The organism is Coleofasciculus sp. G3-WIS-01, from assembly GCF_040223135.1.
In the GTDB taxonomy this organism is placed as follows: domain Bacteria; phylum Cyanobacteriota; class Cyanobacteriia; order Cyanobacteriales; family Coleofasciculaceae; genus Coleofasciculus.
This window is the reverse complement of the sequence record NZ_JAVJZI010000254.1, coordinates 20,651-33,893: the sequence shown is the minus strand read 5'-3', so window position 1 is coordinate 33,893 and position 13,243 is coordinate 20,651. Positions and strand designations below refer to the sequence as shown.

The following is a 13,243-nucleotide window of genomic DNA, read 5'->3' as shown; positions in this document are numbered from 1 at the left end:
CCGTGAAAACTGACAGTATCTTCTACAATCTATTTCTGACATTTCCCGGCATCTTCTTTGAGCTGATTAACCGTCCTCCCGAAGAAGCCGATAGCTATGAATTCACCTCCCGCGAAGTCAAACAATTATCCTTTCGCTTAGACGGTTTATTTTTACCCAAAACCAGCGAACCTGACAAACCTTTATACCTGGTTGAAGTTCAGTTCCAGCCAGATGCTGGCTTATACTACCGCATATTTGCCGAACTCTTCATCTTTTTAAGGCAATACCAGCCACCCCATCCTTGGCAAATTGTCGTCATCTATCCCAACCGCCGTATTGAACGAGAACAGACGTTACATTTTAGTAACCTCTTAGCCCTGAACCAGGTGAGACGAATTTACCTGGATGAGTTAGAGGAAGCCGCCGAACGCTCATTAGGGGTAGAAGTTGTTAAACTTGTAATTGAGCCGGAAGAGACAGCCGGACAACTGGCAAGACAGTTAATCGAAAAAGCACGGCAACAGCTAACAGATGAAGCCATCCAGCGAAATCTAATTAACTTGATTGAGACAATCATTGTATACAAGTTACCACAAAAGAGCCGCAAGGAGATTGCTGCCATGTTGAATTTAAGTGACTTAAAGCAAACCAGAGTTTATCAGGAAATTCTAGAGGAGTTTAAATTAGAAACCATACCGCGAATGCTCAAATTTGGGTTAAGTGATGACGCGATCGCGCAGGTGTTAGATCTGCCACTAGAAGTCGTTCAGCAAACAGCACAGTCACAAGGAATTCAACCTATGTCATCTGACGAACGTAACGTAGCTGCATTTATCGAACTGTTAACCAATCGGAGAACTCTCTTTACCCCGGAAGAACTTACAGAACTCGATCAGTTAATCGCCACCTTGCCTGATGATATTGAGCAACTATCAGAGGCGATTTCAGCTTGGTGTCAACAGGATAAACGTGCTGAAATTCTCAAGATATGGCGTCAGGTTCGTCAAACTTTCCCCATTAGTGTAAACCTAAAAACCCCTGGGAGCAAAGAAGGCAAAGTAAAACCTCCCCATTACGAACTAAACAAACAAGCTATCCTCAATGCCATTCAGCAAAGTTCTTCTTCAAAAGATTCTCAATCCTCCAATTCTGCTTCATGAAAGTTGCTAATCCAAAATTGACTCTTTGCGCTTTTCATCTGCGAAACAACTTAGCTCAAAGTGAAGATGAACCCGTCAATAACGCAAATCATTTATGGGAGGAATGTCAGCGAATTGGACAAAAAATTTATGTTCCTAGACTAGAATCCCTAATTGAGCGTCTTCAAGAAAGTAACGGTCAAATCGGTGTATCTTCCAATCAGGATAACTCAAGATATCTGGAATTATTACAACCTGAAAATCCACTAAAGTTTTCTTCTATCCCTGAAGGTAGTAAACCTCAACTTCAAGGCGAAGTATATCCTCTACAAATTCATGATACCTATGCTGTTGATCTTACCCTACGTTATCCCTATCCCAATGTAGACATTCATCAATTAGAGGGTTTAAATCCTCAAGGTTGTCTGCTTCCTAGTCAAATTAAAGCCTCTCTGGGACAAACCCTGGTACTCTTTGCCCAACCAGAAGGTCAAATTCAGGATATTCAGGAGTTTGCCAATGATTGTTTAGCTGCAATTCTACCTAAATCAGAGGTTGCACAATTTTTACGTGCTCCTCCTACTCAAGGCATCTTTTTAGGAAGTCCCATTTTTGAGTATGACAATAACCGAGAGCATCCGGCTGAACATTGTCATATTCTCGTCTGGCTTAATTGCGACCCGGAAACAACAACATTAGAAGCTGCGGGAGATTATTATCAACCCCTAATTAATTTATTATGTTGTCGCCATAAAATTTTATATGTCTACTCAGAATCCCGGTGGTGTAATCAAAAAGCACGGCTTCTCTACAGGAAATTAGAGGTAAAAGCAAAAGCCTTCCGTCAGTTACCATCTGAACCAACCCCTAAGCTAAAGCAACTCAAAGAATGGCTAACTGAAATTCCTACACTTGCTTTTGAATACGCCAACTATCTGCGAGATATAGACATTCATCGCACGACGATTCAAACTAATCTCATAAATTATAAATTATGGTTGAAGCAACTCCAAGATATTAGCATTCAAAATCGGGATAATCTAGATTTTTTAGGACAAACTATTAAAGACACTCAAAAAAAGCTTATTCCACAAATTAACGCTGATTTATCTTATCTGATGCCAAGTCAGCAACTTTTTGGGCAGATGATTGAAGCAAGTCGAGGTATCGTAGAAACAGAACAAGCCGAGAGCGATCGCGCTTTACAAGATACTGTAGCTATCGTCGGTGTAGGTTTAGCTACATCAGCCGTTGGCGCTACCGTCGCTCCATCCATAATTCCCACAGAACCCCGACAGCCAATACTACCACCTTTTTCCACAAATCATCTCCATCCCTTGACTCAATCGCTACTTTTGAGCCTGATTTTTGGTGTTACAGGAGCAGTCATTACCAAAGGTTACACCTCTGTAATGCAGAATCGAGGTGCAATTTCCGGATGCATGAAGAAGCTCATTCAGGGTGATAGTAATAAGACAGCAAAATTGTCGGCTCATACTCAACAAACTTTACCACAATCTAAAAAACAGAATCAATAAATCCCTCGGCATTGAGTGCGGCTAACTGGATTTAACATTTTATCGCGTTCATCCCATACGCTCTAGAAAATTTCAGTCGATGATTTGAGGACACTGACTGGTGTTCTATGTTTTGACTTTTCATTCCTGGGATTGGGTAGAGGCATTGCCAGAAAGCGCGATCGCGCTTATGCTAACTGTTACTATTCCTCCCCACCCCAGCTCCCAGACGTGCCATGGCACGTCTCTACATGCACCCCTGTTCTACTCTTTCCCCCCACCGCCGGGATGTTCTCGCCCAGGAACGTTCTCCAGTGCTGTCAGCGCCGCTTGCGAACCTGCCAGAATATCCTGTTCTTCACCACCTAAGTAAAGGCGTCCAAAACTGCCAACGGCAGAAATTTGCAGAATATTAATTGAGGCGGCTTTCTCGGCTTCATTAGCGGCTAAAGCAGCATAAGCGGCTGGTGCTACTTCTAAAACATAAAGGGTTTGTCCTGCCAAAATCATCTGTCCCCGTCGGGTGCGATTAATCAGTTGAGTTTGGTGAGGGTCAATATTGCGAATAATCTGGCTAGAGATAACCCGGGGTTTCAGGCGTTCTCGTTCACCGACGCCTAGGGCGGCTAGAATCGCTTTCCCCGCCGCCCTGGTTTCGCCTTGTTTGTTCGCATGAACTTCCAGAACCCCATAGAGTCGTTCCACCATCTGCACGGCTGGACGTACAGAGGTCGATTTTAGCGCCACATCGGTAATTCGGTTAATTTCGATACCCGGTGAGATTTCAATCCAGAGCGACGTATCTCCAGGTAATGGCAAGAACCCTAGCGCAACTGTCCCCATATAAGCCGCGTGCTGCGGCTGTAAGCTATCTATATAGACATAAGATCGCAATTCTATCGCCAAGGTTATTTCTCCGTAGATTGGGGTCAAACGGCTGGAATACGCAACATCCGAGTTTACCTGAAAACGAAGCGCGATCGCGATTTTTCCAGTTTGAGTCGCGAAACCTAGTGTACAGTCCCGATGAGAAATATAGGCAAGATGAGCAATGCTGGAATTTTCCCTACACCCTACACCCCACACCCTACACCCAGTCTTCTTTTTAGCCTTCTTACGAATTCTAAGGCAACAGGCAACATCTCCCGAAGCGCCAGGTTAACCAAAGGGCAGTTTAGTTATAGTATTTAAACTGACAAACATCCTACCAGCGCCAGAAAAAGCCAACGGATGGTGCGCCGTTTCCCTAATAATCATGGCTAAGAAATCGAAGACAACGACCGAGGTTAGTCTGAGAGACCCTAAATACTACTTCAACCGGGAACTCAGTTGGTTGGAATTTAATGATCGCGTCTTGCATGAAGCCCTCGATTCCCGAACCCCATTGCTGGAACGCTTGAAGTTTCTGGCAATCTTCAGTTCCAACCTGGATGAATTCTTTATGGTTCGGGTGGCGGGTTTGAAGCAGCAGGTGGAGGCGGGGGTGACATCCCTAACTGCCGATGGTCGCACACCTAGCGATCAATTGGATGGGATTAATCAGCGGTTACTCCCCATGATCAAAGAACAACATGAACATTTTGAACAAATCCTGCGCCCCTTATTGGCACAACAGGGGGTCTACCTGCTGGACTATATGGAGTTGAACTCCGAACAGCGGACTTATTTGCAAAGCTACTTTGAGGCGCAAATTTTTCCGGTTCTGACGCCCCTAGCCGTTGACCCTAGCCACCCCTTCCCCTATATTTCCAACCTGAGTCTGAATCTAGCCGTAGTGGTGAAAGATCCCGATCAGGGCGAGGAATTTTTTGCCCGAGTGAAAGTGCCCAAAGTCTTACCTCGGTTTGTCACCCTTCCCGAACCGTTGCGAGAACGGCAAAAGGGAAAACCTGCCACCTGGGTGGGTATTCCCCTAGAACAGGTGATTGCCCATAATTTAGAGTTTCTGTTTCCAGGGATGAATATCCAAGAATATCATCCGTTTCGGATTACTCGCAATGCTGACTTAGCCGTCGAGGAAGATGAGGCGGATGACCTACTACTGGCTATTGAAGAGGGACTGCGGAAGCGACGTATAGGGGGTTCAGTCGTCCGCATGGAAATCCATGCGACTGTACCAGAAACCTTACGGGAAACGCTGATGGGGGAGATGGGACTGGAGGAAAGCGATATCTACGAAATAGACGGCTTATTGGGGCTAGGGGATCTGATGTCGTTTATGGGATTACCCCTACCGGAACTAAAAGACCCATCCTGGACACCCGTCATGCCCATCGAGTTGCGATCGCTCTCTTCTGAGGAAGATGGGGATGACTTCTTTAGCATTATTCGCAAACGGGATTTATTTGTCCATCATCCCTACCATTCCTTTGGCGGTACCGTGCAGCGATTTATTACCCAGGCGGCGGATGACCCGAATGTACTGGCGATTAAAATGACACTCTACCGCACCTCTGGTGATTCCCCCATTGTCAACGCTTTGATTAAAGCTGCCGAAAATGGTAAGCAGGTGGCGGTTTTGGTGGAATTGAAAGCCCGTTTTGATGAAGAGAATAATATTCTCTGGGCGCGTAAGCTAGAACAAGCGGGTGTACATGTGGTTTATGGGATTATTAAGTTAAAAACCCATACCAAAATCGTGATGGTGGTGCGTCAAGACGAGAAGAGGATTCGCCGCTATGTTCACATTGGCACAGGAAACTATAACCCCAAAACCGCCAGAATTTACACGGATGTAGGACTCCTAAGCTGTCGTGAGGATTTAGGGGCAGATTTAACCGATTTATTCAATTTTCTGACTGGATACTCCCGCCAGCGCTCTTATCGCAAGTTATTAGTCGCCCCGGTGAATCTGCGCGATCGCATGACGGCGATGATTCAGCGGGAAATCGAACATTGTCGCCAGGGAAATACGGGACGCATTGTTGCCAAGATGAATTCTTTGGTTGATCCGAAGATTATCGCCACCCTCTATGAAGCCTCCCAAGCCGGCGTACAAATTGATTTAATTGTTCGAGGAATTTGCTGTTTGCGTCCCGGTGTTGTCGGCGTTAGCGATAATATTCGCGTGATTAGTATTATCGGTCGCTTTTTAGAACATTCGCGGATTTATTACTTCTATAATCAGGGTGATGAGGAAGTTTATATTGGCAGCGCTGACTGGATGCGTCGGAATTTAGATCGGCGAGTTGAGGCGATTACACCTGTAGAAGATCCAGAAATTATCAAAGATTTGCAAGAAATTTTAGCCATTATGATGGCAGATAATCGCCAAGCTTGGGAATTACAACCCGATGGGCGTTATATACAACGTCAACCGGAGGATGCGAAAGAGCAATGCGCTCAAAATATTTTCATGGAAATGGCGAAGGAATCAGCAAAGGAGGCGGCGGGAATGGGGTAGAAATCGTAGGGGCGCACGCTCCGTGCACCCAATTCAAACTGACGTGCGCCCAATTTAATCAGCTTATTGAGTTTGTAAACGTTCTCGAATTCGTTGGCGAAATAACCGCACTGCTGTCCGCTGTCCCTGAATATTACTTTGTTCAATAAAGTTGGGAACCTCTGTTACAGGTAAAAAGGGAAATGCGAGGCTTTGTTCTCTCAGTTCATATTCTCCTTCAACTAATTGATAAATCTGGAGGGTTTGACAGGTATATCTCCACAATTCAGGAACACCTAACGCCGCATAAATGGATTGTTTATTGATAGAGGAACTGGTATAATCTGACTCAATAGCCAAGTCGGGCGGTGGGTCAATTTCCAGGTTGATTCGTCTACCTCGGACTCGTGATTCGTTTTGAATATAGAAACAGGTATCTGGCTCGATAAAACGGGTTAAGTCTTCGCGCTTCAAGCTCAATGCACCGACTTTCTTAACTTCTATTTCTAGCTCGTCGGCGATAGCTTCAATAAAGCTTTCGAGCATCCCTTTTGGGACTTCATGGTCTTCGAGTGGCATCCTGATTTCTAATACTCCCTGATCATAAGTCATTCTACAGATACGATCCTCCCCAATTTCCGCCAGTAATGTTTTAAAGGTTTGCCAGCTAACACCTTTTAAGGTGACGACTGGTTCAGCACCCATTTGTTGAGATGGAGGAGTCGGTGTTGCTGTTGTCATGGTGAACTACCTTTGATACCTTGATTTAATTGTAGCCAAGAGGAAGGTCGAACAAGATATAGGCTCATAGAATGATTCTATAGTGGGTAAGATACTTTGATCATTTATAATTCAGTTGATTAGTTTTCCCCAGAGGTTTCAATCCCTTTAACCACCTCAAAAAACGCGATCGCGGCAAACCCCAAGCCCACCACAGAACCAATACCCAGAGCCAGTCCCCGCCCAATTTCACCTTGAAATAACCTAACCAACCCCTCACAACCAACGACGGCTGAAATACCAGCCAATACCCCAGCCAATACCCCAGTATCAGCACGAGTAATTGCCACAGCAACTGTCCCGGTTCCAGCCACACCCACCCAGTTAACAAACGCCCCAGCAAGAGTTACGGCAATCGCCGAGCCGCCAGAACGAGCAATTAGACTAATAACTTTCCGTCTGCGTTGTCCCAGTATCATAGTTGTCCCGGCTTAAGGAAATGGGGTTTTTCCTACTTTGACTATATTTTAGTTATCCCCATCCAACTATCATAATCCTATTGAGAACTAACCCCTCAGTGTCATCAGTGTGACCAAAATCCCATTCCCCATACCCAACTTCCCAATAAATCTGTAAAATCCGTGTTTTTTCTATACTCTTACTATTGCTCATGTCATGGTGATTTATTTTTATTCTTAGCCAAACTTTGTCACCAATGTTCCACAGACATCCTAATATTAGGTTATTGTTTAATAACTGCGATACAATACAATCACTATTAAGCACTCATAGAAACTATAAAGAGTGCAAAAATAAGGGTAATTTAGCTGGGGACTGACAGCCGTGATAGATGGCAAGACTATTTCTATTTCTCTGTTTTCAGGGGCTTTTGGTTTAGATTTAGGTTTAGAGCTAGCCGGATTTCATACCGTAAGTGTGGTTGAGAAAGAGCGGGATGCGGCAAAAACTATAGCGCTTAACCGACCTCATCTTCATGAAAGTGCTATCCCAAGGTCAATCGATACAATCAGTACCCAAGATTTACTATTAGAAGGTGGTCGAGTTTTAGAGTTAGGTAGAGCGTTACGTCCTCATGAGGTAGATTTGGTGGTTGGTGGTCCACCTTGTCAGCCTTTTAGTACAGCAGGAAAAAGAGCTTCAGTCTTAGATCCTCGTGGTAGTTTATTTATGGAGTTTGTCCGTGTTGTTCGAGACATTCAACCTCGATTTTTCCTTATGGAGAATGTGAAAGGGTTACTTTCCGCTGCTATCCGTCACAGACCAATTAACCAACGAGGGACAGATTATCCCCCTTTAGAACCGGAGGAAATGCGGGGTGCAGCCCTTAAGGTTGTATTGGCAGAAATGCATGAACTTGGATACCATCTCGTTTACAATCTTTTAGAAGCTGCCAATTATGGTGTTCCCCAAAATAGAGAGCGTGTTGTGTTTATTGGTTCTAGAGATGGTGAATCTGTTACATTTCCCTTGGCTACCCATGGTAAAGGCGGTAGAGATTTACCCAAGTGGCGTACTTTAAAAGATGCATTAACAGACTTAGTTGAACAACAGCCAGAGTTTACACCGTACTCTGAAAAGCGCTTAAAGTATTTGAGATTGCTCAAAGCCGGACAAAACTGGAGATATTTACCCGACAACTTGAAAGAAGAGGCAATGGGAGGTGCTTATAAATCAGGGGGTGGTAAAGTTGGTTTTTACAGGCGATTATCTTGGGATAAACCCTCGCCAACTGTAACCACAAGCCCACAGCAAAAAGCGACAGATATGTGTCACCCAATAGAACTGCGTCCCTTAAGTGTACGAGAATGTGCGAGAATCCAAACTTTTCCTGACGACTGGATTTTTTATGGTTCAATAACGTCTAAGTACAAACAAATTGGCAATGCTGTACCTGTTTTACTGGCAAAAGAAATTGGCGATTATCTTTACAGTTTGATTCAAGGAAACAAACCACAATGCAAGCAAATAGTCAAACAGCTTTCGCTTTTTTAGCTGTATAAAATTATTCCATGTTTTGTCTTTCGCTGGCAGCTAACTTAGAGAAAGCCTTGTCAATTCTCTGTAACATACTTCTCAGATGTTGTTTTAGAGTCTCGGCAGTTATAGCAGTAGACACATCGATTAGGACTTTCGGCACCATTGTAGAGACGCTTCAAAAGCGCGTCTCTACATAAATGATGTGTCCTAACAGCTATGGCGGTTGCTATAACTCACTCGGCATAAAGGTTGGAAAAAAACAACAGCGGTGTACCCATATTGATGGATGTAGGGGCATGGCACTGCCATGCCCTTACCTTGGGGAGCATGGAGCATGAAAACACAAAAGACAGGCTATCTTACTGCTTTTAACCGCTAACTGGGGTTACGGAATCGACACAGTAGCCGAACCCAAATTAAACAGCTACCGGAGTTGCTTTCAACTCAAAAATCTTCTCAATCACATCTTCAACCACCTTATCGGGTGTAGATGCTCCAGAGGTTACACCGACAACAATTTCACCGTCTGGGAGCCAATTGTCCGTCACCGTCATATCTTGATGCAGTACCTTGTGATCAATCCGATTTCCCGGACCAACTCGCTCGGCGCTGTCGATGTGATAGGAGGGAATATTCCGTTCAATGGCAATTTGTTGCAGTTGCGTTGTATTGGATGAATTAAAGCCACCAATCACGACTATTAAATCTAACCTTTGCTCAACCAACTCCAACATCGCATCCTGTCGCTCTTGAGTTGCATCGCAGATGGTGTTAAAACTCTGGAAATGCTGATTCAGTTGATCAGGACCATACTTTTTCATCATCGTGCGCTCAAACAGTTTCCCAATTTGCTCGGTTTCGCTTTTGAGCATGGTGGTTTGGTTAGCTATGCCAATATGCTGCAAATCCCGCTCCGGGTCAAATCCCTCTGAAGTGGCGCGGCTAAATTTTGCCAAAAACTCGTCCCGATTCCCACCATTGAGGATATAGTCGGCGACATAGTCCGCTTCTTGTAGATTCAGCACCACGAGGTATTTCCCAGCAAAGGAACTGGTAGCTATGGTTTCTTCGTGCTTATACTTGCCGTGAATGATGGAGGTGTACTCTTTCTTCTTATGCTTCTCCACCGTATGCCATACCTTGGACACCCAAGGACAGGTAGTATCGACAATTTTACAGTTTTTATCATTGAGTAGTTGCATTTCCTGAACGCTGGCACCAAAGGCAGGTAAAATTACCACATCACCCGCACCAACGATAGAAAAGTCTTTTGTCCCTTCCTCAACGGGGACAAAGTTGACGTTCATATTCTGTAGGTGCTGATTGACGGAGGGATTATGGATAATTTCATTCGTCATCCAGATGCGCTCGGTGGGAAAATGTTGGCGGGTTTCATACGCCATAGCCACAGCGCGTTCCACACCCCAGCAAAAGCCATAAGCCTCTGCCAGGTGAATGGTCACATCACCCCGTTTGAGTTGATAGTTATTATCGCGGATTTCTTGAATCAAACTGCTTTGATATTCAGATTGAAGCTGAGTCGCCACTTCAGCCTGGTGACCAAATCCCTTGCGGTGATAGTTTTCTGAACTATGGAGTGAACGTTTGAAGGCTTGTGTATCCATGAAGCTTGTTTAGCAGATGAGTGTATACAATTGTTTACTCCTTTCGATCATAAAATGAATCCGGTTGGGTCAGTGAACAGTTAACAGTTAACAGTTAACAGGAAGCGTTTTGAGTTAACTTCCCCAGCTTCCCCAGCTCCCTCAGCTCCCCCATCTGCCCATCTTCTCCATCTCCCCATCTTCCCATCCCCAGTCACAATCCGCCATCGCTGGCGAGTTGATCTGTGACTTGTAGGGCATAATGCCAAATTAAATAGCCTTGAGGATTTAGGTGCAAACCGTCGGTACTCAATTCCATGTTTAGATTGCCCTCGGTATCGGCAAATAGGGGATAGAGATCCAGGTAAATGACATCTTCCGAATCCGCGATCGCTTTCAATCGCTGGTTAATCTCGACAATACGACTGTTGGGGATTTCCAGGAGGCGATCGCGTCCTTCCCAGGTGGCTTTATCCCCGCTATGGGGCAAAATCGACTGAACGATGATTTTGGCTTGGGGATGAGTGCGCCGCAGGTAGCGAATAATCAGCCGTTGGTTGGCTAAAATTGTCTCATCTGTGACACCTCGAATGATGTCGTTGATGCCAATCATCAAAAAGATGATATCTGGCTGGGTTTGATCCAACACATCTAAGCGATTCAACAATCCGGCTGTCGTTTCGCCAGAAATTCCCTGGTTCAGCCAAGTTCGTTGAGTGGGTAGCATCTCATTGGGAAACCAGAGACTGATGGAATCTCCCAGGAGTATGGCTAAATCCTCCGGCTTCTGCTCCACCATCACCTCAGCTTCTTGCTCCAGGAGCGCCACCCACTGCTGGTAGTTAAACTGGTGGCGCGGTCCTAGTTCGGGGACAGGGGTAGGGGTTGCTTCTTTTGTCCCATCAGTGGCTAGAGATTGGCTAACCGCAGAAGGGATCGCTCCTTGGTATTGGCGCAGCAATACCCCCGCGATCGCTAGCACCAGTAAGCCATTGACAGCGAGGGAGAAAACCGCCCAAATTGGAAAGCTTTTCGAGGTTGTGGACACTTGTCTAGATTCAGCATCGGCTCTCTCATCAGATTGTAGTTCTATTCCACTTTTGCCGATCATAAAAACCATGACAAAGGGGCAATTCCTGAATTGCCCCTACAGGATTTAACCCGCTTCCCTAACTAGAAGCGCTTCCGTTAAACTTCCGATCCGCGAGGAATGTCAGCCGTACTACCACTGACACTACCAAAAGAGCTACTGGTCAACACGTCTGATTCCTTAACAAATCCACTGTAGGCTTCCATCCCGTGTTCGCTAATATCCAAACCATGGATTTCTTCTTCAGGATGTACTCTTAGTCCCAAAGTCGCTTTCAGAGCTAGCCACACAAGGGAGCTAAAGAAGACAGTGAAACCACCTACACAGAGGATACCCAACAGTTGAATACCCAGTTGACCAACTCCTCCCCCATAAATCAAGCCAAGTCGTTGACCCGCATCATTTTCAGTGAAGGTAAAGATACCAACAGCAATGGTGCCCCAGATCCCGTTAACTAAGTGGACAGAGATCGCACCCACGGGGTCATCGATATGGATATTGTCAAAGAAGGAAACCGCAAAAACCACGATAATGCCCCCAATCAGACCAATTATGATCGCTGAGAGATAGGAAACGGCATTACAGGGGGCGGTAATCGCAACCAAGCCGGCTAAGATACCGTTGATAATCATCGAAAGGTCAGGTTTACCATCTTTTGTCCAAGAGGTAATCGTGGCAGAAATACCGCCAGCCGCAGCCGCGAGGTTTGTGGTTACAGCAATATACGGCACATTTTCAGTAGCAGCCAGTTCTGATCCGGGGTTGAAACCAAACCAGCCGATCCACAGAATCAAGCATCCCAGTGTGGCAATACTCATATTGTGACCGGGAATCGCATTGATTTGACCATCTCTATATTTTCCTTCACGCGGTCCGAGAAAGGCAGCTCCCATCAACGCCGCCCAACCACCAACCGAGTGAACCACGGTTGAGCCAGCAAAGTCGGAAAAGCCCATTTCTGACAGCCAGCCACCACCCCAGATCCAATGTCCGGTAATGGGATAGGATATCCCGGTGATCAGAAGACTGAAAACGAGAAAGTCAACAAACCTAATCCGTTCAGCAACCGCACCCGAAACAATGGTGGCGGCGGTTCCAGCGAAGGCAGCTTGGAATAGGAAATACAAGGAGATGGGTAAGCCTTCAGGAAATGGATCGAGTCCATAAGTACCCGGATCGGTACTCGTTAAGAAAAATCCACCCGCACCAATCAATCCATTTCCTGTACCGAACATGAATGAAAACCCAATTGCCCAAAATGCAATGGTTGCTAAGGCAAAGACAATCAGGTTTTTGGCGAGAATGTTAACCGCATTTTTCTGACGACAGAATCCGGTTTCTAGCATACCGAATCCGGCATTCATGAAGATCACCAGAATGGCAGCAATCAACACCCAGATGGCGTTTAACGTTCCCTGGAGTTGGGCAATGGCATCGGCGTCAACCGCCTCAGTTTGAGCAACGGCTGCCGTATTCCAAACCACGACAATAATTGCTGTGAGGGGAATACAAGCTAGCCAGTAGGGAGAAAAGGATTTAGCTATGGTTTTCAAGGGGTCAAAATAGGGAGAATCCCCGAAGGATGGAGAAAACCGTTGTAAATCAACTTGTCTAGTTTTGGGGGGAGACTTTTTTCTGTCGAAACTTTTCTCTAACGTTCGTCTAGACATAATTTCGCTCTCTTTCCTGTTTTTCTAGTGGAACACATCCTAACATTGAGCTAAGAAGCGGTAAATAAAGTCATTGGAAGTACGACTTAGACGATGGGGTAAGTATCTGAGTATGACAGAACTCTGTACCTTTTTTTTGTT

Annotated in this window: 10 protein-coding genes; 4 read left to right on the top strand and 6 right to left on the bottom strand. The window is 45.4% G+C overall.

Annotated elements, in window-relative coordinates; all coding sequences use genetic code 11:
- Positions 1-2 precede the first annotated feature (2 nt).
- Together RIM23_RS27155 and RIM23_RS27150 are read left to right on the top strand one after the other, a co-directional pair.
- A complete protein-coding gene (locus RIM23_RS27155; protein WP_446371096.1) occupies positions 3-1,142 on the top strand; it encodes an Rpn family recombination-promoting nuclease/putative transposase in 1,140 nt (379 codons plus the stop codon).
- Positions 1,139-2,659 (top strand): hypothetical protein, encoded by a 1,521-nt coding sequence (locus tag RIM23_RS27150; RefSeq protein WP_446371094.1) that lies wholly within the window; start codon positions 1,139-1,141, stop codon positions 2,657-2,659. The genes RIM23_RS27155 and RIM23_RS27150 overlap by 4 nt, the downstream gene beginning before the upstream one ends.
- Positions 2,660-2,902: 243 nt before the next feature.
- On the opposite strand, the gene RIM23_RS27145 is transcribed toward RIM23_RS27150, so the two are convergent.
- Positions 2,903-3,544 (bottom strand): hypothetical protein, encoded by a 642-nt coding sequence (locus tag RIM23_RS27145; protein ID WP_446371092.1) that lies wholly within the window; start codon positions 3,542-3,544, stop codon positions 2,903-2,905.
- Between the two features lie 349 nt (positions 3,545-3,893).
- Here RIM23_RS27145 and ppk1 point away from each other — a divergent pair, with 349 nt between their 5' ends.
- Positions 3,894-6,041 carry a polyphosphate kinase 1 gene (gene ppk1 / locus RIM23_RS27140; protein WP_446371090.1) on the top strand — a complete coding sequence of 716 codons (2,148 nt, stop codon included), beginning with the start codon at positions 3,894-3,896 and terminating at the stop codon, positions 6,039-6,041.
- 63 nt (positions 6,042-6,104) lie between these two features.
- On the opposite strand, the gene RIM23_RS27135 is transcribed toward ppk1, so the two are convergent.
- Together RIM23_RS27135 and RIM23_RS27130 are read right to left on the bottom strand one after the other, a co-directional pair.
- On the bottom strand, positions 6,105-6,761 hold the full coding sequence (locus RIM23_RS27135) for a Uma2 family endonuclease (RefSeq protein ID WP_446371088.1): 657 nt from the start codon (positions 6,759-6,761) through the stop codon (positions 6,105-6,107).
- Positions 6,762-6,880: 119 nt separating this feature from the next.
- Complete coding sequence (locus RIM23_RS27130; RefSeq protein ID WP_446371086.1) at positions 6,881-7,219, bottom strand: hypothetical protein; 339 nt, start codon at positions 7,217-7,219, stop codon at positions 6,881-6,883.
- Positions 7,220-7,583: 364 nt separating this feature from the next.
- On the opposite strand from RIM23_RS27130, the gene RIM23_RS27125 reads away from it, so the two are divergent.
- Positions 7,584-8,753: a DNA cytosine methyltransferase gene (locus RIM23_RS27125; protein ID WP_446371084.1), complete on the top strand. Its 1,170-nt coding sequence runs from the start codon at positions 7,584-7,586 to the stop codon at positions 8,751-8,753.
- Between the two features lie 401 nt (positions 8,754-9,154).
- Here RIM23_RS27125 and RIM23_RS27120 read toward each other — a convergent pair whose 3' ends face one another.
- From RIM23_RS27120 to RIM23_RS27110, 3 genes are all read right to left on the bottom strand, one after another.
- On the bottom strand, positions 9,155-10,363 hold the full coding sequence (locus RIM23_RS27120) for a 4-hydroxy-3-methylbut-2-enyl diphosphate reductase (protein WP_446371082.1): 1,209 nt from the start codon (positions 10,361-10,363) through the stop codon (positions 9,155-9,157).
- A gap of 193 nt (positions 10,364-10,556) precedes the next feature.
- Positions 10,557-11,390, bottom strand: a complete 834-nt coding sequence (locus RIM23_RS27115; RefSeq protein ID WP_446371115.1) for an SGNH/GDSL hydrolase family protein — start codon at positions 11,388-11,390, stop codon at positions 10,557-10,559.
- 140 nt (positions 11,391-11,530) lie between these two features.
- Positions 11,531-13,102, bottom strand: a complete 1,572-nt coding sequence (locus tag RIM23_RS27110; protein ID WP_446371080.1) for an ammonium transporter — start codon at positions 13,100-13,102, stop codon at positions 11,531-11,533.
- Positions 13,103-13,243 lie beyond the last annotated feature (141 nt).

Bases quoted from the DNA above. Each gene is read 5' to 3' on its own strand.
- RIM23_RS27150 (WP_446371094.1), top strand. From the start codon at position 1,139: ATGAAAGTTGCTAATCCAAAATTGACTCTTTGCGCTTTTCATCTGCGA.
- ppk1 (WP_446371090.1), top strand. From the start codon at position 3,894: ATGGCTAAGAAATCGAAGACAACGACCGAGGTTAGTCTGAGAGACCCT.
- RIM23_RS27135 (WP_446371088.1), bottom strand. From the start codon at position 6,761: ATGACAACAGCAACACCGACTCCTCCATCTCAACAAATGGGTGCTGAA.
- RIM23_RS27130 (WP_446371086.1), bottom strand. From the start codon at position 7,219: ATGATACTGGGACAACGCAGACGGAAAGTTATTAGTCTAATTGCTCGT.
- RIM23_RS27120 (WP_446371082.1), bottom strand. From the start codon at position 10,363: ATGGATACACAAGCCTTCAAACGTTCACTCCATAGTTCAGAAAACTAT.
- RIM23_RS27110 (WP_446371080.1), bottom strand. From the start codon at position 13,102: ATGTCTAGACGAACGTTAGAGAAAAGTTTCGACAGAAAAAAGTCTCCC.